The organism is Microtetraspora sp. NBRC 16547 (assembly GCF_030268965.1).
Lineage (GTDB): Bacteria > Actinomycetota > Actinomycetes > Streptosporangiales > Streptosporangiaceae > Microtetraspora.
Window position 1 is genome coordinate 301,500 of sequence record NZ_BSSE01000003.1, and the last position, 25,912, is coordinate 327,411.

Annotated in this window: 24 protein-coding genes and 1 riboswitch; of the genes, 20 read left to right on the top strand and 4 right to left on the bottom strand. The window is 71.2% G+C overall.

Annotated features, from left to right (window positions below):
• Positions 1–1,509, bottom strand: coding sequence for an ABC transporter permease (locus tag QSK17_RS06705; protein ID WP_285703566.1), 1,509 nt, complete (start codon positions 1,507–1,509; stop codon positions 1–3).
• A 210-nt stretch (positions 1,510–1,719) separates the two neighbouring features.
• Positions 1,720–3,459: an ABC transporter family substrate-binding protein gene (locus QSK17_RS06710; RefSeq protein WP_285703567.1), complete on the bottom strand. Its 1,740-nt coding sequence runs from the start codon at positions 3,457–3,459 to the stop codon at positions 1,720–1,722.
• A 341-nt stretch (positions 3,460–3,800) separates the two neighbouring features.
• On the opposite strand from QSK17_RS06710, the gene QSK17_RS06715 reads away from it, so the two are divergent.
• The 12 genes from QSK17_RS06715 (at position 3,801) to QSK17_RS06770 (ending at position 15,049) form a co-directional block, all read left to right on the top strand.
• Positions 3,801–4,739 (top strand): oxygenase MpaB family protein, encoded by a 939-nt coding sequence (locus tag QSK17_RS06715; RefSeq protein WP_285703568.1) that lies wholly within the window; start codon positions 3,801–3,803, stop codon positions 4,737–4,739.
• 108 nt (positions 4,740–4,847) lie between these two features.
• Positions 4,848–5,005, top strand: a riboswitch (FMN riboswitch).
• Between the two features lie 141 nt (positions 5,006–5,146).
• Positions 5,147–6,355, top strand: a complete 1,209-nt coding sequence (gene ribD / locus QSK17_RS06720) for a bifunctional diaminohydroxyphosphoribosylaminopyrimidine deaminase/5-amino-6-(5-phosphoribosylamino)uracil reductase RibD (protein WP_285703569.1) — start codon at positions 5,147–5,149, stop codon at positions 6,353–6,355.
• A gap of 1 nt (position 6,356) precedes the next feature.
• On the top strand, positions 6,357–6,965 hold the full coding sequence (locus QSK17_RS06725; protein WP_285703570.1) for a riboflavin synthase: 609 nt from the start codon (positions 6,357–6,359) through the stop codon (positions 6,963–6,965).
• Entirely contained in the window at positions 6,962–7,594 is a 633-nt protein-coding gene (gene pnuC, locus QSK17_RS06730; protein ID WP_285703571.1) for a nicotinamide riboside transporter PnuC, read from the top strand. Before QSK17_RS06725 ends, pnuC begins: the two co-directional genes overlap by 4 nt.
• The gene (locus tag QSK17_RS06735) at positions 7,591–8,811 is read left to right on the top strand and encodes a bifunctional 3,4-dihydroxy-2-butanone-4-phosphate synthase/GTP cyclohydrolase II (RefSeq protein WP_285703572.1); all 1,221 of its coding nucleotides are present in this window, start codon (positions 7,591–7,593) and stop codon (positions 8,809–8,811) included. Before pnuC ends, QSK17_RS06735 begins: the two co-directional genes overlap by 4 nt.
• The gene (gene ribH / locus QSK17_RS06740) at positions 8,808–9,332 is read left to right on the top strand and encodes a 6,7-dimethyl-8-ribityllumazine synthase (RefSeq protein WP_285703573.1); all 525 of its coding nucleotides are present in this window, start codon (positions 8,808–8,810) and stop codon (positions 9,330–9,332) included. The genes QSK17_RS06735 and ribH overlap by 4 nt, the downstream gene beginning before the upstream one ends.
• 103 nt (positions 9,333–9,435) lie before the next feature.
• Positions 9,436–9,888: a PH domain-containing protein gene (locus QSK17_RS06745; protein WP_285703574.1), complete on the top strand. Its 453-nt coding sequence runs from the start codon at positions 9,436–9,438 to the stop codon at positions 9,886–9,888.
• 218 nt (positions 9,889–10,106) lie between these two features.
• Positions 10,107–11,003 (top strand): AAA family ATPase, encoded by an 897-nt coding sequence (locus tag QSK17_RS06750; protein ID WP_285703720.1) that lies wholly within the window; start codon positions 10,107–10,109, stop codon positions 11,001–11,003.
• Positions 10,996–12,216 carry a vWA domain-containing protein gene (locus QSK17_RS06755; RefSeq protein ID WP_285703575.1) on the top strand — a complete coding sequence of 407 codons (1,221 nt, stop codon included), beginning with the start codon at positions 10,996–10,998 and terminating at the stop codon, positions 12,214–12,216. Before QSK17_RS06750 ends, QSK17_RS06755 begins: the two co-directional genes overlap by 8 nt.
• Positions 12,209–13,327 (top strand): XdhC family protein, encoded by a 1,119-nt coding sequence (locus tag QSK17_RS06760; protein ID WP_285703576.1) that lies wholly within the window; start codon positions 12,209–12,211, stop codon positions 13,325–13,327. Before QSK17_RS06755 ends, QSK17_RS06760 begins: the two co-directional genes overlap by 8 nt.
• Before the next feature lie 49 nt (positions 13,328–13,376).
• Positions 13,377–13,922: a nucleotidyltransferase family protein gene (locus QSK17_RS06765; protein ID WP_502889159.1), complete on the top strand. Its 546-nt coding sequence runs from the start codon at positions 13,377–13,379 to the stop codon at positions 13,920–13,922.
• A 92-nt stretch (positions 13,923–14,014) separates the two neighbouring features.
• The gene (locus QSK17_RS06770) at positions 14,015–15,049 is read left to right on the top strand and encodes an LLM class F420-dependent oxidoreductase (RefSeq protein WP_285703578.1); all 1,035 of its coding nucleotides are present in this window, start codon (positions 14,015–14,017) and stop codon (positions 15,047–15,049) included.
• A gap of 236 nt (positions 15,050–15,285) precedes the next feature.
• Here the strand turns inward: QSK17_RS06770 and QSK17_RS06775 are convergent, their stop codons facing one another.
• Complete coding sequence (locus tag QSK17_RS06775) at positions 15,286–15,831, bottom strand: TetR/AcrR family transcriptional regulator (protein WP_285703579.1); 546 nt, start codon at positions 15,829–15,831, stop codon at positions 15,286–15,288.
• A gap of 136 nt (positions 15,832–15,967) precedes the next feature.
• Here QSK17_RS06775 and QSK17_RS06780 point away from each other — a divergent pair, with 136 nt between their 5' ends.
• The 8 genes from QSK17_RS06780 to QSK17_RS06815 all read left to right on the top strand — a co-directional run bounded on the left by QSK17_RS06780 (position 15,968) and on the right by QSK17_RS06815 (position 23,190).
• Entirely contained in the window at positions 15,968–17,494 is a 1,527-nt protein-coding gene (locus QSK17_RS06780) for an MDR family MFS transporter (protein WP_502889160.1), read from the top strand.
• 111 nt (positions 17,495–17,605) lie between these two features.
• On the top strand, positions 17,606–18,295 hold the full coding sequence (locus tag QSK17_RS06785; protein ID WP_285703581.1) for a DUF4097 family beta strand repeat-containing protein: 690 nt from the start codon (positions 17,606–17,608) through the stop codon (positions 18,293–18,295).
• A 160-nt stretch (positions 18,296–18,455) separates the two neighbouring features.
• Entirely contained in the window at positions 18,456–19,517 is a 1,062-nt protein-coding gene (locus QSK17_RS06790; protein ID WP_285703582.1) for a M24 family metallopeptidase, read from the top strand.
• A 24-nt stretch (positions 19,518–19,541) separates the two neighbouring features.
• On the top strand, positions 19,542–20,102 hold the full coding sequence (gene efp / locus QSK17_RS06795; RefSeq protein ID WP_285703583.1) for an elongation factor P: 561 nt from the start codon (positions 19,542–19,544) through the stop codon (positions 20,100–20,102).
• Between the two features lies 1 nt (position 20,103).
• On the top strand, positions 20,104–20,514 hold the full coding sequence (gene nusB / locus QSK17_RS06800; RefSeq protein ID WP_285703584.1) for a transcription antitermination factor NusB: 411 nt from the start codon (positions 20,104–20,106) through the stop codon (positions 20,512–20,514).
• 165 nt (positions 20,515–20,679) lie between these two features.
• The gene (locus QSK17_RS06805; RefSeq protein WP_285703585.1) at positions 20,680–21,399 is read left to right on the top strand and encodes a methyltransferase domain-containing protein; all 720 of its coding nucleotides are present in this window, start codon (positions 20,680–20,682) and stop codon (positions 21,397–21,399) included.
• Between the two features lie 27 nt (positions 21,400–21,426).
• Entirely contained in the window at positions 21,427–22,659 is a 1,233-nt protein-coding gene (locus QSK17_RS06810; RefSeq protein ID WP_502889149.1) for a DNA polymerase IV, read from the top strand.
• A gap of 147 nt (positions 22,660–22,806) precedes the next feature.
• Entirely contained in the window at positions 22,807–23,190 is a 384-nt protein-coding gene (locus tag QSK17_RS06815) for an SCO2097 family morphological protein (protein WP_285703586.1), read from the top strand.
• A 123-nt stretch (positions 23,191–23,313) separates the two neighbouring features.
• Here the strand turns inward: QSK17_RS06815 and QSK17_RS06820 are convergent, their stop codons facing one another.
• The gene (locus QSK17_RS06820) at positions 23,314–25,701 is read right to left on the bottom strand and encodes a transglutaminase TgpA family protein (RefSeq protein ID WP_285703587.1); all 2,388 of its coding nucleotides are present in this window, start codon (positions 25,699–25,701) and stop codon (positions 23,314–23,316) included.
• Positions 25,702–25,912 lie beyond the last annotated feature (211 nt).

Here is a 25,912-nt window from a genome sequence, read left to right on the forward strand (position 1 = left end):
TCACGACAGCCGGATACGCGGGTCGAGGTAGGCGTAGGCGATGTCCGCGATCATGTTCCAGATCACGATGGCGGCGCCCGCGACCAGGAAGCAGCCCATGACCGGGGTGGGGTCGACCTCCCTGAGCGACTTGGTGAACATCGCGCCCAGTCCCCGCCAGCCGAAGACGTGCTCGGTGACGACCGCCCCGCTGAAGACCCCGGCGAAGTCGAGCGCGACGATCGTGGTGATCGGGATCATCCCGTTGCGGAAGGCGTGCTTGACGATCACCGTGCGCTCCGGCAGGCCCTTCGCGCGCGCGGTGCGGACGTAGTCCTGGTTCATCACCTCGAGCATGCTGGCCCTGCTGTACCGGGAGTGGCCGGCCAGGCCGATCAGGATGAGCGCCAACGTGGGCAGCAGCAGGTGCATCGCCGAGTCCAGCGAGACGTGCCAGAAGTCACCCGAGTAGTTGGGGGTCTCCGAGCCGATCGTGGCGATGGGGCGGTTGCGCACCGAGACGGTGTAGCTGTGCCACGCCTGCAGGATCCGGTCCACGAAGATCAGGCCGCCGGTGAGCAGCCCGCTGAAGACGGCCAACGGGATGGCCTGGCGGCGCAGCAGCCCGCCCAGCGTGTGGCCGAGCGCCCAGCTCACGACGATCGTGAGGAGGGCGAGCCCCAGGATGGAGAGCAGGTTCGCGTCGGAGAGCACCTGCTGCAGCGGGTAGTACAGCAGCGCGCCCACACCGGCGCTGGCCAGCGCCGCGTACATCGGCTGGAGGTTCTCCCAGCCGGCGATCAGCGCGCTCGCGCCCGCCGCGGCGGCGAGCGACACCACGAGGACGAAGGGGAAGCCGAGACCGGGGTCGGCGAACCAGTGGCTCGCGGACAGGGCGTACAGGACGACGGCGGTGACGGCGAACCCGATGCCGAAGGTGGTGAGCTTCCCCTTCCACCGGCCCTTGTAGATCGAGGCCCAGACCAGCCCGGCGAACACGGCGACGAGCCCGATGACCCAGAGCGGGATCACCGGATCGCGCAGCCAGTCGTTGAACTCGATCGCCAGGTACTGCTTGAGCATGGTCGCCACCCAGAAAACCGGTAGCGAGAAGCAGACGAAGGCTGCGAAGGTGATCCCATGGTCGAAGCTGCTGTACTGCCGCAGTGCGGAGACGACACCGATCGTGATGCCGATGAAGGCACCCAGCAGGGTCGCCACGATGACGAGCTGCATGGTGGCGGTGGTGGCCAGGGCGAGCTGGGAGCTCACGGCGTGGCCGCTCTTGTCGACGCCGAGGTCGCCTCGGAAGAGGTCGCCGAGCCAGCCGAAATAGCGCACCGGGATCGGCACGTCGAGTCTCAGGGCCTTGATACGGGCCGCCATCTGCGCCTGCGCCTGCGGAGTCGACTGCTCACGCAGGTCGCCGAGCGGGTCCCCCGACAGGGCGACCAGGACGAACATGATGAAAGTCGCGGCGAGCAAGACGAGGCTTGATATGGCCAGCCGCCGCGCGATGAATGCGAGCATTCCCCCCGACCTCCTACGGTGACGGGCCGGCCATAGAGGGGTGTCGGGGCGCGGACCCGGTAGGCCGGGCGCCGCCGCGCCCGCCTGGGGTGAGGCGGAACGCGGCGGCCCCGTGTTCATGAGATGTGAGAGTGCCGTCAGGCGCCGGACGGGGCCGGGCGGACACCCGGCCCCGAGGTCGTCAGACGGTCTCCCGGCTTGTCTTCGGGATTACTGCATGGACCACTCGTGCATGTTCCAGGTGACGGAGGCCTGGGAGGCGTTCGGCACGACGTTCTGGACGGTCTCGCTCCAGGCCGTCAGCGCCGGCTGCGTGTAGAGCGGGATGGTGGCCAGGTCGTCCCAGAGGGTCTTCTCGACCTGCTTGACGAGCTCGATCGTCTTGGCGGGGTCGGTCTCTCCGAGGATCTGCTCGAGGACCTTGTCGAGCTCCTTGTTGGAGTAGCAGCCCTTGTTGTTGCCCTTGCCGGACGGGGTGCACTTCTCGACGGTGTGGTAGGTGGAGGTCCAGCCGCTGTTGAGGGCCGAGCCCGCCCAGCCGAAGAGCGCCACGTCGAAGTTGCCGTTGGCGAGGTCGCCGCCGTCGGCGAAGAACTTCTCGCTGCCGGTGTCGACGATGTCGAAGCCGGCCTGGTCACACGAGGCCTTGATCAGCTCGACGACCTGGGTGCGGCGCGGGTTCGGCTGGTTGTAGCCGATCCGGACCTTCAGCTTGGACTTGCCGGCGTCGGTGAGCAGCTTCTTGGCGCCCTCGATGTCGACGGTGCCCCACTTGTCGCCGCCCGCGAAGGCGACCGTGTCGGCGTACTGCGACTGGAACCCGACGACGTTGCGCGTGTCCAGCGTCTTGGCCTCGGGGTTCTGCGGCTTGATCAGGTTGTCGACGATCTGCTGACGCGGCACGCAGAGCGCGAACGCCTTGCGCAGGTTGGCGTCCTTGAACGGGCCCTTGTTGAAGTTGAAGTCCAGGTGGTCGTAGAGGAACTGGTCACCCGTCTTGACCGTGACGCCGTTCAGGCCCTCGAGCTGGGCGACGATGTCCGGGTTCGACTGCGGCTCGATGATGTTGGTCTCACCGTTCTGCAGCGCCTGGACCTGCTCGTCCTGCGGGATGAAGCGGATGGTGACCTTGGCCGACTTGGCCGGCTCGCCCCAGTACTTCTCGTTCCTGGCCAGGGTGATGGACTGGCCGGGGGAGTAGGAGTCGATGATGAACGGACCGCTCGCGGGCATCAGCTTCTTGTCCGGCAGCTTGCCGTTGAACAGCCAGCCCTTGTTGTAGAACTCGGCGGCCTTCTTCAGCTTGGCCTTGTCGCCGCCCTTGATGGCGTCGACCATCTCCTCGACGGTGAGTCCGCCCTGCTCGGCGACGATGTGCGCCGGCATGGTCACGACATCGAGGGCTTCCCAGTCGACGAACGGCGACTTGTACTTGAGCGTGATCTCCTTGTCGCCGACCTTGCAGTCGGGCAGCTCGACCAGGCCCCACTGCTCGGTGCTGATGTAGGAGAAGTCCGTGAACTTGCCCGAGCCGGTCGCCCACGTGAGCATCACGTCGGCGCAGCCGAGGTCGGCGCCGTCGGACCAGACGGCCTTCGGGTTGAAGGTGTACTTGACCGTCAGCGGGTCGTCGGAGACCTTCTCGTAGGTGGCGACCTCGGTGTTGCGGGCCACGCCGCCGTCGGTGCTGTAGCCCCAGACGTCCTGCAGGACCCGGGTGTTGAACACGATGTGGTTCTGCGAGGAGTACTCCTCGGCGGTGAAGCCGTTGTAGGAGTTCGGCTCCTGCTCGTGGGCGTGGATGACGGTGGCGTCGGCGGCCGGGGCGCTGCTCGCAGACCCGGAGTCCTTGGCCGCGGGCTTCTCCTCGCCGGTGCCGCAGGCGGTCAGCAGGATCGCCGCTCCGGTGGCGGCCGCGAGGAACCTACCGGTCCTCCGTGCGTATGACACGAAAATTCTCCTCATTGGCATGACCTGTCACAACTCTTCCGGGATAACTAGCACCATTTGGAATCCCGGAGGAAGAGCAGGAGAACAGACGTTGCCGATCTGATGTCAGGATTACGACGATCTGTAATGACTTGTCCAAATATGTGACAACCTGATCACCATAGATCGTGGAACGGTGACGGGATCAGCACAGAATCAAGACATTGTGCTGTGTGGCATGAGATGTCCGGTCAGGGCGTGTGTCGCCGTCACCTGACCGGGGTAGCTATCGGAGGCCGATCACGGGCCGGTGGCCGTACCGGGCCCGCGGCCCGTTCTCGGCGCGGTGGTGGGAGGCCGGCATGGGCGGCACGGACGGCGCCACGAGCGCGCGCAAAGGCACGGGCGGCACGGACGGCGCCACGAGCGCGCGCGAAGGCACGGGCGGCGGCACCGGCAAGGGCCCTGGCAAGAGCGCGGACCACGGGCTCTTCGGGCCGGGTTCGGTGACCTGGCGGGTGATGGGCGAGCCGATCCTCCTCATCGGCGGGTTCCGGGCGCTGCTGCTGCAGGGGCTACACCCGCGCGCGATGCGCGGTGTGCTGCAGAACTCCGCGCTCCTCGACGCGGCCGAGGCGTGGGCCCGGTTCCAGCGGACCACCGACTTCGTGCGCGTCCGGACGTTCGGCACCACCGCCGAGGTGGCCAGGGCCGGAGCCAGGGTGCGGCGGATCCACGCCGCCCTGACGGCGTTCGACCCCGACCGAGGCGAGCGGTTCCGGCTCGACGACCCGGACGCGCTCCGCTGGGTCCACGTGGGCGAGGTCGACTCCTACCTGTCGGTGGCCCGCCGGGCGGGCGTCCCGCTGAGCGACGCCGACGCCGACCGGTTCGTGGCCGAGTGGCGGCGCGCGGCCGAGGTCGTGGGGCTGCGCCCAGGCGACGTGCCGGGGTCCGTCGCCGAGCTGCGTGACTACGTGGAGGCGCAGCGGCCCGGCCTCTACTTCGTTCCCGAGGCGTCGCATCCGCTGCGGCTCTCGCTCAACGCGCCGCTGCCGCTGCGCCTCGCCCCGCTCAAGCCCGCGTTCCCCGCGATCATGATGCTGGCCTTCGCCTCGCTGCCGCGCTGGGCCCGCCGCCTGTACGGCCTGCCCGCCACGCCGCTCGGCGACCTGTGGGCGAGCGCCACGCTCAAGACGCTGCACCTGGGCCTCGGCCTGGTGCCCGCCCAGGTGCGCTACTCGCCCTCCGCGCTGCGGGCGAGGGAGGTCACGGCCGCGTACGGCGAGGCCCGCACCTGACCAGGACGCCCTTGGGGGGTGGGTTGGGAGCGGTTTGCCAGGCCATGGCACACTGATAGCGGGAGCGAACCCGGCATCGGGCGCGCGACCACTGAACAACAGAGAGCAAAGCGTGCTCCGGGGTCGGTGAAATTCCGAACCGGCGGTGACATCCGTTTCCTCACGGGAACGCGGTGAAGTCCGCGACCCGGCCGAAGCCATCGGCCGGTGGACCTGGTGTGATTCCAGGACCGACGGTCATAGTCCGGATGGGAGGAAGCGCGCGAACGGGTGGCAGGGCCGTTTCACGGCCGGTCCGGCATGGCCGGACAGGTCGGCGGCGTCGTCACCCGTCGATGTGGCCGCATGGCCGCATCCATCCCACCCCGGGGCCCGCCTGGCGACACAGGCGAGGAGGAATGACCGGGGTGAGCGAGCAGATCCCCGCACGTGCCGGTGAGGCCATTCCCACGGATCCCAGGGATCCCACGGACCCCGCGGACCCCCGAGACGTCCCGCACATGCGGCGCGCCATCGCGCTCGCGGCCCGCGGCCTCGGCACCACCAGCCCCAACCCCGTGGTCGGCTGCGTCGTCCTCGACGCCGCCGCAGCCGTCGCGGGGGAGGGCTTCCACGCCTACGCCGGAGGACCGCACGCCGAGGTCGTCGCACTGCGCGAGGCCGGGGAGCGGGCCAAGGGCGGCACGGCGTACGTGACGCTGGAACCCTGCAACCACACCGGTAGGACGGGCCCCTGCGCCGAGGCGCTCCTCGACGCGGGCGTCGCCCGGGTCGTGATCGCCGTCGCCGACCCCAACCCGATGGCCGCCGGAGGCGTCGAACGGCTCAGGGAACGCGGCGTCCAGGTCGACGTCGGCGTGCTGACCGAGGAGGCCGAGCGGGTCAACGCGGCCTGGCTCACCTCCGTCCGAGCCCGCCGGCCGTACGTGACCTGGAAGTTCGCGGCCACCCTGGACGGCAGGTCCGCGGCGGAGGACGGCACCAGCAAGTGGATCACCTCTCCCGAGGCCCGCGCCGATGTCCACCGCCTGCGGGCCGAGTGCGACGCGATCGTCGCGGGGATCGGCACCGTCCTCGCCGACGACCCGCTGCTCACCGCCAGAACCCCCGAGGAAGAGAAGCCACGGGAGCGCCTCCCGCTGCGCGTCGTCGTCGACTCCGGCGCGCGCACGCCGGCCGCGGCCCGGGTCCTCTCCGGCCACGCGCCCACCCTGGTCGCGGTGGCCCTCGACGCCGACGTCCCGCCGCACCTTCACGACGTCGTCCGGCTGCCGCGCACGCCGTACGGACTGGACCTGCACGCGCTGCTGGCCGAGCTGCACCGCAGGCAGGTCGTCAGCGTGCTGGTGGAAGGCGGGCCGAGCCTCGCCGGGTCCTTCGTCAGGGAGGGCCTGGTGGACCGGGTCGTCGGCTATCTCGCCCCGGCGCTGCTGGGCGCGGGATCGGCGGCGCTCGGCCCGGCCGGAGTCGCCACGATCAGCGAGATCCACCGCCTCGAAATCGAGGATGTCACCCCCATCGGGCCGGACCTGCGGGTCGTGCTCCGCCCCGGAGGCCGCCAGGGCTCCGGGGGCGCCACCGCGTCCCCCCGGCCGGCACCATCGAAGGAGAACTGAGATGTTCACCGGAATCGTCGAGGAACTGGGCGAGATCACCGCGGTCGAGCCGCTGGCCGACTCGGCCCGCCTGTCGGTGCGTGGCACGGTCGTCACCGCCGACGCCGTCCATGGCGGGTCCATCGCGGTCAACGGCGTCTGCCTGACCGTCGTCGACGTCGCGGGCGACGTGTTCACCGCCGACGTGATGAAGGAGACCCTGGACCGCTCCTGCCTCGGCGTGCTGGTGCCCGGCTCCCGGGTCAACCTGGAGCGCGCCGTACGCGCCGACCAGCGGCTGGGCGGCCACATCGTGCAGGGGCACGTGGACGGCACCGGTGTGGTGCTCTCCCGCGAGCCCGCCGAGCACTGGGAGATCGTACGGATCTCGCTTCCGGCGGCGCTGGACCGGTACGTCGTCGAGAAGGGCTCGATCGCGGTGGACGGCGTCAGCCTGACCGTGGCGGGAGTGGACGCGGGGGGCTTCGCCGTCAGCCTGATCCCGACCACGCTGGAGCTGACCACCCTCGGCCGCAAGCAGCCGGGCGACCCGGTCAACCTCGAGGTCGACGTCATCGCCAAATACGTTGAGAAGCTCATCGGCGCGCACGGTCTGGGGACCCGGCCGTGAACTGGGCCGAGGCGGGGTTCGCCGTTCTCGGGCAGCACGTCCGCTGGGCCGACCTGGTGGGCAACGTGTGCGCGCTGGCCACCGTGTGGCTCGCGATCAGGAAGACGATCTGGACCTGGCCGGTCCAGCTCGCCGGCGCGGTGCTGTTGTTCGCGGCCTCGATCAGCGCCCACATCACGGGCAACGCGCTGAAGCAGGCGCTGTTCGGCGTGCTCGCGATCTACGGCTGGATCCGCTGGTCGCGCCGTCTCCGCGACGGCGCTCCCCTGGCCATCCGCTCGGCCACCCCGCGGGAGCGCGCGGCGCTTTTCGCCGTGCTGGCCGCCGGGACGGTCGTGGTCGCCCTGCTCTTCCAGTTCCTCAACTCACGCGGGCTGGACGTGTCGTGGGCTCCGTGGCCGGACGCGTACATCTTCGTCGGCAGCGCGGTGGCGACCTGGGCGCAGGGACGGGCGCTGGTCGACTTCTGGCTGCTCTGGGTCGCCGTCGACCTGGTCGGCGTCCCCTTGGCGTTCCGGTCGGGACTGGTCGTCTCCGGCGCGGTCTACGCCGTCTTCTTCGTCATGGTTCTGATCGGGTTCCGCGACTGGCTGCGCCAGTCCCGCACGCTGGAGGCAGTGACAGCATGACCATCCGCCTGGACCCGATCGAGCGGGCCGTCGCCGACATCCGCGAGGGCAAGCCGGTCGTGGTCGTCGACAACGAGAACCGCGAGAACGAGGGCGACATCATCTTCGCGGCCGCCAAGGCCACGCCCGAGCTCGTCGCCTTCATGATTCGCTACACCAGCGGCGTGATCTGCGTGGCCATGGAGGGCGGCGAGCTGGACCGGCTCGGCCTGCCGCTGATGGTCCACGAGAACAAGGAACGCCTGCGCACCGCGTACACGATCAGCGTGGACGCCAGGGACGGGGTGACCACCGGGATCTCGGCCGCCGACCGGGCGCGGACGATTCGCACCCTCTGCGACTCGGCCACCGAGCCGTACGAACTGGTCCGGCCCGGGCACATCTTCCCGCTGCGGTACCGGGAGGGCGGCGTGCTGGTCCGCCCCGGCCACACCGAGGCGGCGGTTGACCTGGCCAGGCTGGCGGGGCTGGCCCCCTCGGGCGCCCTGGCCGAGGTCGTCAACGACGACGGCACCATGAAGCGGCTGCCCGCCCTGCGGGAGTTCGCCGACGAGCACGACCTCGCGCTCGTGTCCATCGAGCAGCTCATCGACCACCGGAAGCGGACCGAGCGTGTGGTCTCCAGGGTCGCCGAGACCCGCATCCCCAACCGGTACGGCGTCTGGCGGGCCTACGGCTACTCCAGCGCGCTGGACGGCGGCGAGCACCTCGCGCTCGTCTACGGCGACCTGGACGACGGCGAGAACGTTCTGGTGCGGGCGCATTCGGAATGCCTCACCGGTGACGTGCTCGGCTCGCTCCGATGCGACTGCGGGGTGCAGCTCGACCACGCCATGGAGGCCATCGCCAAGGACGGCCGGGGCGTCGTGATCTACCTGCGCGGGCACGAGGGCCGGGGGATCGGCCTGCTCGCCAAGCTCCGTGCGTACGGGCTGCAGGACAACGGGAGCGACACCGTCGACGCCAACGTGGAGCTCGGCCTGCCGGTGGACGCGCGGGAGTTCTCCAACGCGTCCCAGATGCTCGCCGACCTCGGCGTGAAGTCCGTGCGGCTGCTGACCAACAACCCCGCGAAGGTGCGCGGCATGGACGGCTACGGCATCAAGGTGCTCGGCCGCGAGCCCATGCCCGTGGCGGTCAACCCGTACAACGAGAAGTACCTCACGGCCAAGCGCGACCGGCTCGGCCACGACATCCCCAGGGAGGAGCAGGCATGAGTGGCGAAGGGCGTCCGCAGGCGGCGCCGGTCGAGGCGCGCGGGCTGACCGTCGGCATCGTGGCGGCCCGCTGGCACGCGGAGATCACCGACCGGCTGGTCGCACGTGCGGAGCAGGCGGCGCGGGACTGCGGCGCGGAGGCGACCGTCCTCCGGGTCGCCGGATCGCTGGAGATCCCCGTCGTGGCGCAGGCACTCGCGCGCAAACACGACGCGGTGGTGGCGCTGGGCGCGGTGATCCGCGGCGAGACCGCGCACTTCGACTACGTCTGCGACTCGGTGACGGCCGGTCTGACCAGGGTGTCGCTGGACGAGTCCACCCCGGTCGGGAACGGGGTGCTCACCTGCGAGACGCTCGATCAGGCCCTCGACCGCTCCGGCGTGCCGGGCGGCCACGAGGACAAGGGGTACGAGGCCACGGTCGCGGCACTGGAGACCGCGCTCCTCCTCCGCGACCCCATTACGCGGGAGAGTCCGCTTCACCCCCGGCCCGAAGGCCGGAGCACCGCGGGATCCTGTTAGCTTGCATGCGACCCGTCCGACCAACGCAGTTCGGTGATCATGCAGAAGTTCTCAGGTATCCCTCCGACCGGCCACGACGTCGACGATCGCGTGGTGCGACATGATGGCTGAGGTGCCGCCGCCCCCGCTGCCGGTGATCTGGCGTCCCCGGCAGGCCCGGGTCATCGCGTACGCCATGGCCGCGGTGATGGTAGTGGGCTCGGTGATCCTCGCGGTGATCCTGCCCGAGCAGTTCCATCTTCCGGACCGGATCGGCATGGTGCTCTTCGGCTGCGCGGTCGCGGCCGTGCTGCACCTGCTCGGCCGGCTCCGCGTCGAGGCGGACGAGCGGGGCATCAAGGTCGTCAACGCGCTGCGCACCCACCGCTTCGAGTGGGCGCAGGTGCTCGACGTGAACCTGGTCGAGGGCGACCCCTGGCCCAAGCTCGACCTGGCCGACGGCCACAGCGTCGGCGCGATGGGCATCCAGGGCGCGGAGAAGGCGCGCTCCCGGAAGGCGGTCTCCGAGCTGCGCGCCCTCATCCACGCCCACGGCGAGGCCCCCGACCGCGACTGATCGGGGGGCCGCACGGGCTGGTTCATGTCGAGGAACCCATCGTCGGATCCGACCGGCGAACTCATAGGAATCCGCCCCCTGTTTGGCGAAATCGGCCACAGCGGTGCGAGGGGCGGGAGACGTAGCCTGACTGTGTGTCGCATAGGACGAACCCGCGGACGGGCACGGTGGCCGGCACGGCGGCAGGCATCGATCGGCTGACCGGGAGGGCGGCGGAGATCGACTCGCCCGCGAAGCTGGCCACGCTCCTGGAGGAGCACGACTACCTGGCCGACGAGGGGCTGGCGACGGCGGCGTTCCTGGCGCTGCGGATGGGGCGCCCGCTCTTCCTGGAGGGAGAGGCGGGGGTCGGCAAGACCGAGCTGGCCAAGACGCTCGCGTCGATCTTGGACGCCCCGCTCATCAGGTTGCAGTGCTATGAGGGGCTCGACGCCGCCCAGGCGCTCTACGACTGGGACTTCGCCCGCCAGCTGCTCCACCTGAAGGCCGCCGAGGCGGCCGGCGTCACCGACGTCCGGGCGCTGGAGGGCGAGATCTACGACCGGCGGTTCCTGGTCGCCCGGCCGCTGCTGCGTGCCCTGGAGACCTGGCCGTGCGTGCTGCTGGTGGACGAGGTCGACCGCGCCGACGACGAGTTCGAGGCGTTCCTGCTGGAGGTCCTGTCCGACTTCACGATCTCCGTGCCCGAGCTCGGCACGATCAGGGCCGAGACGCCCCCGGTCGTGGTCGTGACCTCCAACCGCACCCGCGAGGTGCACGAGGCGCTCAAGCGGCGCTGCCTGTATCACTGGATCGAGCACCCCGCCTTCGAGCGCGAGGTCGCGATCCTGCTGCGGCGCCTGCCCGCCTGTACGGAGGAGCTCGCCGCCGAGGTGGCCGACGCGGCGGGACGCCTGCGCCGGGCCGACCTGGTGAAGCCGCCCGGCGTGGCCGAGACGCTCGACTGGACGGAGGCCCTGCTCACGCTCGGCGCCGCCCGGCTCGACCCCGGCCTGGCCGCGGTCACCCTGGGCGCGCTGCTGAAGTACCGCGAGGACCAGGAGACCGTATGGCGGGACGGCCTGCTGGGCGCGGCGTCCCCGGGCGGCGGGGGAGGCGGAGGCGGCCGTGCCTGAGCTCCGCGGTGGGGGGACGGGCGACGACCGGGCCGCCCTCGTGTCGACGCTGACCGGCTTCGCCCGCACGCTGCGCGCGGCCGGGGTCGCGGCGGACCACCAGCGGACCCAGGGCTTCCTCGCCGCGCTGCGCGAGCTCGACGTGCGCGAGCGGCGCGACGTCTACTGGGCCGGACGCCTCACGTTGTGCTCGGGCCCCGACGACCTCGACCGGTACGACCGGTGCTTCGCGGCCTACTTCGGCGGCGAGCGGCCGGGCCCCGCCCACCGCGTGCCGGCCGTGACGGTGACCCGTTTCGTCGCGCGGCCGGGCGACACCGGGGACCAGGACGAGAGGCACGAAGCGGACGCGGCGGCGGCCACGGCGAGCGAGATCGAGGTGCTGCGCCACCGGGACGTCGCCCGGATGACCGCCGCCGAGCGCCGGGAGGTGGCCCGGCTGCTCGGCATGCTCAGGAGCGCCCGCGAGCAGCGCAGGTCGCGGCGCCGCGCGCCGTCGCACCGGGGTGCGCTGGACGGCCGAGGGACCGTGCGCGAGGCCGTACGCCGCGGCGGCGAGCCCGCCCGGCTGCGCTTCCGCGATCGCAAGGAGAAGCCCAGGCGGGTCGTCATGCTGGTGGACGTGAGCGGTTCGATGGCCGCCTACGCCGACACGCTGCTGCGCTTCGCGCACGCCCTCGTCCGCGCCGAGCCGCGCGCCACCGAGGTGTTCAGCGTGGGCACCCGCCTCACCAGGGTGACCGCCGAGCTGCGCCACCGTGACCCCGCCGTCGCCATGGACGCCGTCTCCGCGGCGATTCCCGACTGGAGCGGCGGCACCCGGCTGGGGGAGGAGCTCAAGGAGCTGCTCCGGCTCTCCGACGTACGGGGAGCGATCGTGGTGATCGCCTCCGACGGCTGGGAGCGGGGCGACGCGAGCCTGCTCGGACGGCAGATGGAACGGCTGTCGCGGCTCGCCCACCGGGTGATCTGGGTCAACCCTCACAAGGGGGATCCGGCCTACCGGCCGCTGACCGCCGGGATGCGGGCGGCGCTGCCGCACATCACGGACTTCGTCGCCGGGCACAGCCTGGCGGCGTACGAGGAGCTCGCGCGCCTCCTCGGCGAGGGCGGATCGCGACCAGGGGGCCACGCGGTGCGGGCTGCCGGCGACGCGGTTCGGGCCGGTGATGGGATTCCGGCCGGTGATGGGAGAGGAATGCCGGATGCGTGACGTGCTGTCCCAGATCATGCGGTGGTGGGAGGCGGATGAGCGGTTCGGCCTGGCCACGGTGGTCGACACGTTCCGCAGCGCGCCGCGCCCGCCCGGCGCGTCCATGGCCGTGCTCGGCGACGAGGCCGCGGGCAGCGTCTCCGGCGGCTGCGTCGAGGGCGCGGTGTACGACCTGGCCCAGCGGGTCGTCGGCGACGGCACACCCGTGCTCCAGCGATACGGCGTCAGCGACGACGACGCCTTCTCCGTCGGCCTGACCTGCGGCGGCGTCATCGACGTGTTCGTCGAACCGGTCTCGCGCGAGACCTATCCCGAACTGGGGGAGATCGCGGCCTCCATCGAGCGGCGCGAACCGGTCGCGGTCGCGACGATCGTCTCCGGGCCGGGCCCGATCGGCGCGCGCCGCGTCGTCCGGGCCGACCGCGCCTCGGGGACGCTCGGCTCCTCCCGGCTCGACGACGCGGTGGACGACGACGCCCGCGGCATGCTCGCGCAGGGACTCACCGGGGTCCGCAGGTACGGCCCCGAGGGCGAGCGGCGGCTGGACGACCTCCAGGTCTTCGTGCAGTCGTTCGCGCCGTCCCCGCGCATGCTGGTGTTCGGGGCCATCGACTTCGCCGCGGCCGTCGCGAGGATCGGCAAGTTCCTCGGCTACCACGTGGTGGTCTGCGACGCCCGGCCGGTCTTCGCCACGTCGAGGCGGTTCCCCGAGGCCGACGAGGTCGTGGTGAAGTGGCCGCACGACTACCTGTCCACCGCCGTGGTCGACGAGCGGACCGTGATCTGCGTCCTCACCCACGATCCCAAGTTCGACGTCCCGCTGCTGGAGGTGGCGCTGCGCACTCCGGCGGCGTACGTGGGGGCCATGGGGTCGCGGCGCACCCACGAGGACCGGCTCCGGCGGCTGCGCGAGGCCGGTATCGCGGAGGCGGAGCTGGCCCGGCTGCGCTCGCCGATCGGGCTGGACCTCGGCGCGCGTACGCCCGAGGAGACGGCGGTGTCGATCGCCGCCGAGCTGATCCAGCTCCGTTGGGGCGGTTCCGGCCGCGCCCTGACCGAGACCACGGGCCGGATCCACGGCGACGGCGAGGTGCCCGGTGGACACGCCTGACCGCGGCGCCGTCGCGGGCGTGCTGCTGGCGGCGGGATCGGGACGCAGGATGGGCACGCCCAAGGCGCTGGTCGAGTTCGAGGGCGAGCGGCTCGCCGACCGGGGCGTGCGGCTGCTCGCCGAGGGCGGGTGCGACCCCGTCCTGATCGTGGTCGGGGCCGCCGAGGTCGGAGTCACGGGCGCGGTGGCCGTGCGCAACCCGGACTGGGCGACCGGCATGGGCTCGTCGCTGCGCGTGGGCCTCGGCGCGCTCCCCACCTCCGCCTCAGCGGCGGTGATCGCCCTCGTGGACCAGCCGCTCGTCCGCCCCGAAGCGGTGCGCCGGCTGGTCGAGGCGTTCCGCGCGGGCGCCACGGTCGCCGTGGCGGCGTACGGCGGCGCGCCACGCAACCCCGTGCTCATCGCGCGTGAGCACTTCGCGGCGGTGTCCGCGCTCGCGGAGGGCGACGTGGGGGCACGCCCCTTCCTACGCGCGCATCCCGAGCTGGTCGTCCGCGTGGCCTGCGACGACGTGGGCGACCCGGCGGACCTCGACACCCCCGACGACCTGCGCGAGTTCGACGCCCGCCGGCGGCGTCGCGCCGGAACCCCGTGAGTTGGCCGCCGCCGGTCCGATCGTTAGCCTTGAAGGCCCAAGGAAACGGAACATCATTCGGTTCCGGTGCTGCGCGCGGAAGGACGTACGGGATGCGGATCGGGATGGCCCTCAACTACTCGGGAGGGTTCAAGGAGACGGTGGCCGAGCTGGCCGACTACGAGAAGGCCGGGCTGGACATCGTCTTCGTCGCCGAGGCGTACAGCTTCGACGCGGTCAGCCAGATGGGCTACATCGCCGCGAGGACCGAGCGCCTCCAGATCGCCTCGGGCATCCTGCCGATCTACTCCCGCACCCCCGCCCTGCTCGCGATGACGGCCGCCGGGATGGACTACATCTCGGACGGGCGGTTCACGCTCGGCATCGGCGCCTCCGGCCCCCAGGTCATCGAAGGCTTCCACGGTGTGCCGTACACCGCCCCGCTCGGCCGCACCCGCGAGATCATCGAGATCTGCCGCAAGGTCTGGAGGCGGGAGCGGCTGGAGTACTCCGGCAAGCACTACACGCTGCCGCTGGAGGGCGGTACCGGGCTCGGCAAGCCGCTGAAGCTGATCAACCACCCCGTGCGCCCGCGCATCCCGATCGTGCTCGCCGCGATCGGCCCGAAGAACGTCGAGCTGGCCGCCGAGCTGGCCGAGGGCTGGGAGCCGATCTTCTTCATGCCGGAGAAGGCGGCCGACGTGTGGGGCCCGTCGCTGGCCGCGGGCAAGGCCAGGCGCGACCCGGCGCTCGGGGAGCTCGACGTCATCGCGCAGGCCTTCCTCGCGATCGGCGACGACGTGGAGGGCCTCCGCGAGCTGGGCCGCCCGATGGCCGCCCTCTACATCGGCGGCATGGGGGCCAAGGGCAAGAACTTCTACAACGACCTGGCCCGCCGCTACGGCTACGAGAAGGAGGCCGAGCAGATCCAGGAGCTCTACCTCCAGGGCAAGAAGGAGGAGGCCGCCGCCCTGGTTCCGGGCGAGCTGCTGGAGCGGATGTCCCTGATCGGCTCCGAGGGTCACGTCCGCGAACGGATTGCGGCGATGCGGGAGGCAGGGGTGACCACGATCAACATCTCGCCGATCGCGCACACCCACGAGGAGCGCCTCGCCCTGATCGAGAAGATCAGGGACATCGCGGCCTGACGGTCCTGCCCTCCGGAATGGCGGACCTGCCCTCCGGAATGGCGGTCCTGCCGTCCCCGCACCGCTGCCGTCCCCACGCCCCTGGCGCCCCCGCGGCCTGGCGGTCCGGCCACCCCCGCCCGGCCGCTCCGCTCCGGCGGGTCTCATCTTCCGTGCCAGGCCGCGACAGGTGAGACCCGCCGGAGCATGGGCATGAACATATTCGTGCAAACGGAACAAACGGAACAAATCGCTGTTCAGGGGCGGAGACACGCGGTGAAGACGGCGGTGAGCCGGGCCTCCACGGCCGCGCGGTCGGAGTCGCGGAGCGGCTCGGGGCCCAGCAGGCGGCGCAGCGAGCTGACGCCGAGGATGAAGGTCACCGCCAGCGCGGCCCGCTCCCTTGGGCGCGGTCCGCTCAGGCGCTCGGCGATCGCGCCGATCATGGCGTCCTCGACGCGGGCCCGGAGCACCGCCCTGATCTCCGGGCTCGTCCCGGCCCGGTCGATCGTGCGGGCGAGCTGCTCCACGGTCCCGGTGTGCAGTCGCGCCGCCATCCTCGCCGCCAGCCGCGCGGGCAGTCCCTCGGGGTCCCCCTCTATGACGGCCTCCAGGGTCGAGCCCGTCGCGACGACCTGGGCGAACAGTCCCGCCTTGGTGCCGAAGTAGCGGTTGATCAGGGAGACGTTGGCGTCGGCCGCGGCGGCGATCATCCGCATCGTGACCTGCTCGTAGCCGTGCTCGGCGAAGAGCTCCCTGCCCGCCTCCAGGATCCGCCGGCTGGTCGCCGCACGATCTCTCATGACGCGCAACCCTAACTGGTTTGACATGTAAACAAGCGTCTACTAATTCTTAGAGTAACTAACTAATCTGGGGGACTCCGTGACTGACGTGGCGAATCGGGCGGAGACCCGGCGCACGTACACCCACCGAGAGGTCATGGAGATCCTCTCGGGACTGCTCCTCGCGTTGCTGACCTCGATGATCTCGACCTCCGTGGTCGGCACCGCGCTCCCCACGATCGTCGGCGAGCTCGGCGGCCAGGACCAGCTGTCCTGGGTCGCCAGCGCCACGCTGCTCACGATGACGGTGTCCACCCCGCTGTGGGGCAAGCTCTCCGACATCTTCGGGCGCAAGCTGATGTTCCAGACGGCCCTCGTGCTGTTCGTGGCCGCCTCGGTGATCGCCGGCCTGTCGCAGAACATGGGCATGCTGATCGCCGCGAGAGCCGCGCAGGGCGTGGGCGCGGGCGGCCTCTCCGCCCTCACCCAGGTGATCCTCGGCGACGTGGTCGAGCCCAGGGAACGGGGGCGCTACTCCGGATACGTCGGTGCGGTGTTCGGCGTCTCCACCGTCGCGGGGCCGCTGCTCGGCGGGTTCATCGTGGACACGTCCTGGCTCGGCTGGCGGTGGTGCTTCTACGTCTGCGTCCCGCTCGCCGTCGTCGCGTTCGCCGTCATCCAGAAGGTCCTCCGCCTCGACCACAAGCACCGCGACGCCCGCATCGACTGGTGGGGCGCCTTCACGATCACCGGCGCGTCCACCGCCTTCATGCTCGTGCTCTCCCTCGGCGGTCACGAGTTCGAGTGGAACTCCCCCTGGACGTACGGCCTGTGCGTGCTCGGCGTGGTGTTGGCCCTGCTCGCGGTGGTCGCCGAGCGCCGCGCGGCGGGGCCGATTCTCCCGCCCCGGCTGTTCCGTAACCGGACCTTCGTCCTGACGAGCGTGGCCTCCCTCTTCGTCGGCATCGCCATGTTCGGCGCGATGATCTACCTGCCGCAGTACCTCCAGATCGTCAAGGGCATGTCCCCGACGGCCTCCGGCCTGATGACCCTGCCCATGGTCGTGAGCCTGTTCCTCGCCTCGGTCGTCTCCGGCCGTATCGTCACCAGGACCGGTCGCTGGAAGGCCTACCCCGTGGCCGGAATGCTGCTGGTCGCCGTCGGCCTCGGCCTGCTCTCCCGGCTGCACGTCGACTCCAGCGGGGTCGTGATCGGCCTGGACATCGCGGTCTTGGGCCTCGGTCTCGGCCTGACCATGCAGATGCTCATCCTCGCCGCGCAGAACGCCGCGGAGCCGCGCGACATGGCCTCCACGACCTCCGGCGTCTCGTTCTTCCGCAGCCTCGGCGGCGCGATCGGCGTGGCCGCCTACGGTGCGATCCTCACCAACAAGGTCAAGAGCGAGATGACCTCGCTGATGGCGGACGCGCACATCCGGCCCTCCGGGTCCGGGCTCAGCCTCGGCACCCCGGACGCGATCGCGACGCTCCCCGACCCCATACACGCGATCGTGCTGGAGGCGTTCGCCCGGGGCATGCAGACGGTCTTCCTCGTCGGCGTGCCCGCCGCGCTCCTCGGGTTCGCGGCGGTGCTGCTCCTGCGCGAGGTCCCCCTGCGGTCCTCCGGCGGGACCCGGTCCCGGCGGCCCGCACGGGCCGAGAGCGCCGGAGCCGAGAGCGCCTGAGCCGTACGGCCCGGGCGGTCCGTTCCCGGAGCGTGGGTCGGTGCTCATCGAGGGGCCTCTCAGGGGCATCCCCGATGTGCGGCCCGCCGTGCGCGTGGAACGATCGGCGGTATGAAGCGGATCATGATGGCGGGCGGCGCGCTGGCCGCCGCGGCGCTGTTGACGGGATGCGGGCTGACGGGCATCGGCGGCCCCACCAGCGAGGACACCGTGACCTACCAGGTCACGGACAAGGTGGCGGAGCTGAACGTCAAGGGCGGCGCGGGCGACATCGTGATCAGCGAGACCGGTGGCAGCGCCGTCCGGGTCGTCGAGACGCTCCGGTGGCGCGGCGAGAAGCCCGAGACCGTGCACAAGGTCGACGGCGACCTGCTGCTCATGAGCTACAACTGCCCGGCGAAATGGGACAACTGCTACGTGAACTACAAGATCGAGATACCCCAGGGGTTGCGGGTGGACGTGACCAGCGGCTCGGGCGACATCACGCTCAGATCCCTGACGGGGCCGATCGAGGTCTCGGCGGGTTCCGGTGACGTGAGCGGCACCGGCCTGGCCGGGAAGAAAATCTTCGCCCGGACCGGGTCGGGCGACTCCGAGCTGAGGTACACCGCCGCCCCTGACAGCGTCGAGACCAAGAGCGGTTCGGGCAATGCGACCCTCTACGTCCCCGACGGGCCGTATGACGTGAAAACCAGCGTGAGATCAGGTGACGTACGGGTCTCCGTGAAAAAGGACGCGAGTTCGCCGCACAAGGTGACGATGACCGCGGGCTCCGGTGACGTCAGCGTGCTGCCCGGCTGACCGATGTGATCACGCCGTGGATCTCGTGCCGCCGCGTCCCCCTCACGCGGACCGCGCCCGCCATGCCCACGCGAGGCCTGATCAGCGCGCGAGAAGGCGGGCATGGGCATGATGATCCGCGGAGCGCGTAGAGTCCATGCCGTCGGATCGGAGGACTCCCATGCCATTCGCCTCGCGCCGCGCCAGGGTCGCCGCGGCACTGCCCCAGCACGACGTGACCGCGCTGCTCGTCACGCGGCCGGTCAACGTCCGCTACCTCACCGGTCTGTCCAGCTCCAACGCGGCGGTCCTCGTCACCGCCGACGGGGAGGCCGTGCTCGCCACGGACTCCCGCTACATCGAGACGGCCAGGCGCGAGTGCGCGGACGTCGAGCAGGTCGAGGCCCGCGACGTCAGCGGAGCGCTTGCCGGGCGTCCGGAGGGTTCGGGGCGCATCGCGATCGAGGCGCACGACATGTCGGTGGCCGAGTACCACAGGCTCCTCGACGCCCACCCGGACCTCGCCCCTGTCAGCGGCCTCGTCGAGGAGGTCAGGATCGTCAAGGACGAGGGCGAGATCGAGGCACTCCGCCGGGCCTGCGCGATCACCGACGAGGCGTTCTCCCGGGTGGTCGAGCGGATCGCGCCCGGCGTCACCGAGCTCGAGGTCGCCCGATGGCTGGAGTCCGCCATGGCGGAGCTCGGCGCGGAGAAGCCCGCCTTCGACTCGATCGTGGCGAGCGGCCCCAACGGCGCGATCCCGCACCACACGCCGTCCGGCCGCGCGATCGAGCCGGGCGATCTGGTGACCATGGACTTCGGGGCCCGCGTCGACGGCTACCACGCCGACATGACCCGCACCGTCGCCGTCGGCCGGCCCGCCGACTGGCTCCGCGACCTCTACGAGCTCGTACGGCAGGCCCAGCGCGCGGGCCGCCATGCCGTACGGCAAGGGGTGACGGTGCACGACGTGGACGCGGCCGCGCGCGCCGTGATCGAAGAGGCCGGGCACGCCGAGCATTTCGGCCACGGACTGGGACACGGGGTCGGCCTGGAGATCCACGAGCTGCCGTTCCTCGGCCCCGGCAAGACCGGTAGAATAGACGATCGGGTTCCGCTCACCGTCGAGCCGGGGGTATACCTGCCCGGCAGGGGCGGGGTGCGCATCGAGGACACGCTGGTAGCTCGTGCCGACGGTCCGGAGCTCCTCACACTGACGACCAAGGAGCTGCTCGTCATCTAGGGCAGCCGCACTCAGGAGAACCACGTGGCGACGACGAACGACCTTAAGAACGGACTGGTGCTCAAGCTCGACGGCGGCGAACTCTGGACCGTCGTGGAGTTCCAGCACGTCAAGCCCGGCAAGGGCGGCGCGTTCGTCCGCACCAAGCTGAAGAACGTCATGTCCGGCAAGGTCCTGGACAAGACCTTCAACGCGGGCGTCAAGGTCGAGGTGGCCAACGTCGACAAGCGCGAGATGCAGTACTCGTACCTCGACGGCGAGGACTACGTCTTCATGGACACCGAGACGTACGACATGCTGCACGTCTCCCGCGCCGCGGTCGGCGACACCGCCAACTACCTGCTGGAGAACATGCTGGCCACGGTGGCGATCAACGAGGGCAACGTGCTCTACGTCGAGCTTCCCGCCGCCGTCGAGCTGACCATCGCCGAGACCGAGCCCGGCCTGCAGGGCGACCGCTCCACCGGCGGCACCAAGCCGGCCAAGCTGGAGACCGGCGCCGAGATCAAGGTTCCGCTGTTCATCACGACCGGCGAGAAGGTCAAGGTCGACACCCGCAGCGGCGAATACCTCGGTCGGGCCTGACGTGTCAGCTCGGGGCAAAGCCCGACGGCGCGCGCTCGACATCCTCTTCGAGGCCGAGGCGCGTGACGAGAGCCCGCTGAACGTCCTGGCCGAGCGCGTCGAGCGCGCCGAGCCGCCGGTCAACGAGTACACCTCCACCCTCGTCGAGGGCGTGGCCAGACACCTGACCCGCATCGACGAGCTCCTCGCGACGTACGCCGAGGGCTGGACGCTGGAGCGCATGCCCGCCGTCGACCGCAACATCCTGCGCGGCGGCACCTACGAGATGCTCTGGTCGGCCGAGGTGCCCGAGGGCGTCGTGATCAGCGAGTGGGTCCATCTCGCCGCGGAGCTGTCCACGGACGAGTCGCCGCAGTTCGTCAACGGACTGCTCGCCCGCTTCAAGCAGCTCAAGCCGTCGCTCTCGCTCTGACGGTCGCCCGCGCGGCGTCCGCCCTGATGGCCGCCCGCGTAGGGTGCGCTCTCGCCCTGCGGGCTGCCCGCGTACGGTCTCGGCTCCCGCGCCGTTCCCGGCTCCGCCCGGCGGCGCTCGGCCGTGCCGTTAGGCTGGCTGGAGCCGTACGAGGGAGGGGCGAAAGTGCGTGACGCCACGCGGCAGACCGTCGTCTGGGAGGCGCTCCGCGCGGTCCTGGCGGAGCGGATGGCCGCCACGGGCCGTGGGTCGCTGGACATTGTGGACGCGGGGGGTGGCACGGGCGGTTTCGCCGTGCCGCTGGCCCGCCTCGGGCACGCCGTCACCGTGGTCGATCCGACACCGGACTCGCTGGCGGCTCTGGAGCGCCGGGCCGCTGAGACGGGCGTGAGCGTCAAGGGTCTGCAAGGGGATACCGGAGACCTCGGCGACCTCCTGGAGCAGGACAGCGCCGATCTGGTGCTCTGCCACAGCGTCCTGGAGTACGTCGAGGACCCCGCCGCCGCGCTCACCGCCGCCGCCGGCATCCTGCGCCGGGGCGGCGTGGTCAGCGTCCTTGCCGCCAACCCGGTCGCCACCGCCATCCACCGCGCCCTGTCGGGGAACTTCGGCGAGGCGCGCCAGGTGCTCGCCGACTCGGCCGGGCGCTGGGGCGACCGCGACCCGACGCCGCGCAGGTACACCCGCGAGGCCGTGACGGGCCTCCTGGCCAAGGCCGGGTTCACCGTCGGAGCGGTGCACGGCGTCCGCGTCTTCGCCGACCTGGTGCCCAGCCGGCTCGCCGAGGCCGACCCGGCCGCGCTGATCGAGCTGGAGCAGGCCGCCGCGGCCCACCCGGTGCTACGCGACATCGCCACGCAGGTGCACGTCATCGCCTATCAATAGAACGGACGTTCGGATAGGATCAGAGACGTGTCCCGGAAGCAGATGCTCCCCCAAGGCGGCGGCGGGCTGGCCGACGACAGCGGCTGCCCGATCCTGCACGTGGACATGGACGCCTTCTTCGCCAGCGTCGAGCTCCTCGACCGGCCCGAGCTGCGCGGCCTGCCGGTCATCGTCGGCGCCGCGGGGGCCCGCGGGGTGGTGCTCAGCGCCACCTATGAGGCCAGGCGCTTCGGTGTGCACTCGGCGATGCCGATGACCCGGGCCATGCGCGTCTGCCCCCGGGCGACGGTCATCCCGCCCAGCCACGGGAAGTACGCCGAGGTCTCCAGGGGCGTCATGGAGATCTTCCGGTCGATCACCCCAGAGGTGGAGCCGATCGCCTCGGACGAGGCGTTCCTCGACGTGGGCGGCGCCCTGCGCCGGCTCGGCCGTCCCGCGGCCATCGCCGCGATGATCCGCGAGCAGGTGGCCGAGCGGTACGGCATCACCTGCTCGGTCGGCGTCGCGAGCACCAAGTTCGTGGCCAAGCTCGCCTCCCGTCAGTGCAAGCCCGACGGGTTGCTCGTCGTCCCGGCGGACGGCGTGGTGGACTTCCTCCATCCGCTGCCCGTCGCCGCGCTGTGGGGTGTCGGCGAGCGCACCGAGCAGGCGCTGGTCCGGCTCGGCATCCGCACCGTGGGCGACCTCGCCCAGGTGCCCGTCGCCACCCTCCAGCGCGAGTTCGGTGCGGCCGGCGTCCACCTGGCCGCCCTCGCCTGGGGGCGGGACGAGCGCCCGGTGGTGCCGCACACCCCGGACAAGAGCATCGGCAACGAGGAGACGTTCCCCTTCGACGTCGACGATCCGGAGACGATCAGGCGGGAGCTGCTGCGGCTGTCCGAGCGGGTCGCCGCCCGGCTCAGGGCGAGCGGGAACGTCGGCCGGACGGTCAGCGTCAAGCTGCGCCGCTCCGACTTCACCACGATCACCAGGTCCCGCACGCTGCGCGAGCCGACCGACGTCGCAAAGGAGATATTCACCACATCATGCGAGCTCTTCGAGGCCGCCGGGCTGGATCGGGTCCGGCTCAGGCTGGTCGGAGTGCGGGTGGAGAACCTCCGCCCCGCCGGTTCGGCCGCCCGCCAGCTCAGCCTCGGCGAGCGGGAGACGGGCTGGCGGGAGGCCGAACAGGCGATGGACAAGGCGATCCGGCGCTTCGGCCCCGATGCGGTCCGTCCGGCCTCGCTTGTTCAGCGTCCGTTTGGTCCAATGGATCTATGACGTCACCTCCGGTTTGGACCACGTTGGACGTTTTCTTTCGTCTACGTCTACAGCCTCGTATTCTGGGGATAACCGACCGCGAGGTCCGGACACCCCGTGTCGTTCGTTGCCGTCTTCCCCGAAATGGGGCCGTCCTTGGGAGGCGCCGTGCCGCTGTCTGAGCACGAGCAGCGCTTGCTCGACCAGATCGAGCAGGCCCTTTACGCCGAGGACCCGAAGTGGGCCAACGCCGTTCGGATCAGTGATCCGCGCGGCCACTACAAGCGCCGCCTGGTGAAGGCGTCCATCGGCTTCGTACTCGGCATCGTCCTGCTGATGGTCGGCGTCGTGGCGAACAACATCTGGCTCGGCGTCGCCGGATTCGTGGTCATGCTGGCGACCTGCCTGTGGGGCCTGTCCAGTTGGAAGCGCATGAACGGCTTCGGCGGCGAGAGCCCGGGCGTCGCCCAGCCGCGGGGCCGGCGCCCGCAGCGGAGGGGGTTCATGGACCGCATGGAGGAGCGCTGGCGCCGCCGCACCGACGAGCGGTGACCGCCTCCCGGTGACGACGTTCGCAGGGGAGTCGGTCGTGGCGACTCACGCGATGTGAGCCGCCACCGACGCTCCCTCGGGGACTGCGGTCGCGCGTGACCCGTTCCCCGGCAAGCGGCCCGACTACCGCGTGCCCATCCGGGTGCCCGCCCCGCCCCTGCCCAGGGGCCGGAACCGGATTCCCTCCAGGCGGTCGAACCCATCCAGGACCCTTGTGCCGGCCGACCGGAGCCGCAGCAGCGTCGATCGTGGGGCGAGCACCGCCCTGGTCCGGCTCTTCCTCGAAACCGCGGCCGCCAACGCCCGCCGTACCCTCGCCAGATCAGCCGCCCCCGGCCCGGCGGACGGCGGAGACGCCGCGTAGCGCATCCGTTCCTCCGCCGTCGCGATGCTCGTGATCGCGTTCCCCGTCTCCGCGTCGAACTCGTACGTCTCGGTCAGCCTTCTGGCGAGCGCGCGCGGGCTCTCGCTCTGCTCCCGGGACATGCCGAGATCGGTCAGCGTGTCGCAGAGCTCCGCCCAGGCCGCCCTGATCGCGGGCTCCACCCCGCCGCGGCCGGTGTTCCCGCGCCGGGTCAGCGCGCCCCGCCGCCGGCGCACCACCAGCCGCACCCCGGCCGGGATCAGCGCCAGCAGCAGGACCGCGGCCACTCCCATCGCGATCTTGGCCCACATCGGCGGCCCCGGGTCCACGGTGACCGGAACGGCCCCGAGATCGCGGTCGAAGTCCCGCGGATTGCGACGGATCGGGGCGTGGGCGCCGGTGGTGTCGTCGTCATCCGACACCGAACCCGTGGACGGGCCGGCCGACGGCGTGGTCTCAGGGGCGAGGGGCAGGGCGTAGTCGGGCACACGGGCCGTGCCCTGCCCTGCGGCGCCGGTCGGCGTCGGCTCGAAAGACAGCCAGCCCGCGCCCTCGAAGTACAGCTCCGGCCAGGCGTGCGCGTCGTGCGTGCGCACCGACCAGGAGTTCCCGATCTTCGTGCCGCCCGTGTAGCCGATCGACACCCGGGCCGGAATGCCGACCATCCGGGCCATCACGGCCATCGCGCTGGCGAACTGCTCGCAGTACCCTGTGCGGTCGGTCAGGATGAACCGCGACAGCGCGTCACCACCCGATCCCTTCGTCTGCAGGCTGTAGGTGAAGCCGCCGTTCTTGGTGAACCACTCCTGCAACAGGACGGCCTTCTGGTACTGCGTGACGCCCTGTGACGTCACCCGTTTCGCCATGGCCGCGATCTTGGGGTCGAGCTGCTCCGGGAGCGCGAGATAGCGGGCCTCGGGCGTGGCCGTCCCCATCACATCCAGCTGGGCGCGCGAGAGGCGCGGCTCGTCCACGACCACCCGATATTCCAGTCCCGCGGCCTCGTCCCTCGTGGAGAACACCATCCGCGACGCCTGGTCGGCCCGCCAGTCGCCGTCGGCGTCGACCTGGACCGCAGGATAGGGAAGGGGAAGAAAGCGCAGCGAGTCGATGTCCTCGCTCACGTTGATCCGGCCCTCCACCTGCTTCGTCGCGATCCCGGGCCCGAGGCCCGGCGGCGGGGGCAGCGGTCCCTCGGACACGCGATCCTCGGGACGCCCGCGAAGCGGGCTCACCGTCCACTTCGTCCCGTCGAAGACGTCGAGCGAGTAGATCCGCAGGTAGCGCGGCAGGTCGTCGGCGCTGGTGTAGGTCAGCACCGTCGCGTTCTGCTGCTGCGAGAGCTGGCCGCTCAGCTTGGCGATGGCGTCGGGGATGCCGATGCTGCCGCCGCCCCGCCCGGAGCCGTTGCCCACGCCGAAACCGAACAGCGGATCCGGGCTCAGCGCCGGGATCAACGCGGGAACGACGATCGCGAGTGTGATCGCGGTCGCGCCGATCCGCTTGCCGGTCAGCGCCAGCCGCCCCGAGTCCGCCTTGTCCGCGCCCGCCATACGCGACCGCCGTACGAGCACCGTGCGGCCCCAGTGGCTGAGCCGCTCACGGCCGTCCGCCACCAGCAGCCCGACATAGCCGATCGCCGCGATCACGAACGCGGGCCAGGCGACGGGCTCGGTCAGCACGGCCGCGGGCACGGTGAACAGGCCGAGCAGGGGCAGGCCCGCCAGCGCCGCGCGGCGCAGCCGTACCGCGAACAGGTCGACCAGGATGGCGATCAGGCCGATGCCGGTCGCCGTCAGCAGGCTGACGCCAGGCTCGGCGGGCACCGGTGCGGCGTAATGCTGGATGTCCGCGAACCCCTCCGCGAGCAACTCGCCCACCCGCAGCAGCGACGCCTTGGTCGGGATCACCCACGCCCACGTCTCCTCTTTGGCGAACGTGGCCGACAGGAACACCGCCACCGCGAGCAGCAGCACGGGCGGCACCGCCCACTTCGGCAGGACGAACCGCGACGCGAGGGACGCCACCGTCGTCGTGACCAGAAGCGTGCCCACGCCGGCCCAGAACCAGGCACCGCCCTCGAACAGGGCGTAGAGCGTCAGAGCGACCGAGCCGGTGGCCAGCCCCGCCGCGATCGGCAGCCTCATTGGTCGCTCACCGCTCCTCGCTCGTTGCGCGGGCCGCTCGTTCCTCGCGGACCACTTCACTCGCTGCGTCGGGTTCGCTCCGTTTCATTGGTCGCTCACCGCTCCTCGCTCGTTGCGCGGGCCGCTCGTTCCTCGCGGACCACTTCACTCGCTGCGTCGGGTTCGCTCCGTTTCATTGGTCGCTCACCGCTCCTCGCTCGTTGCGCGGGCC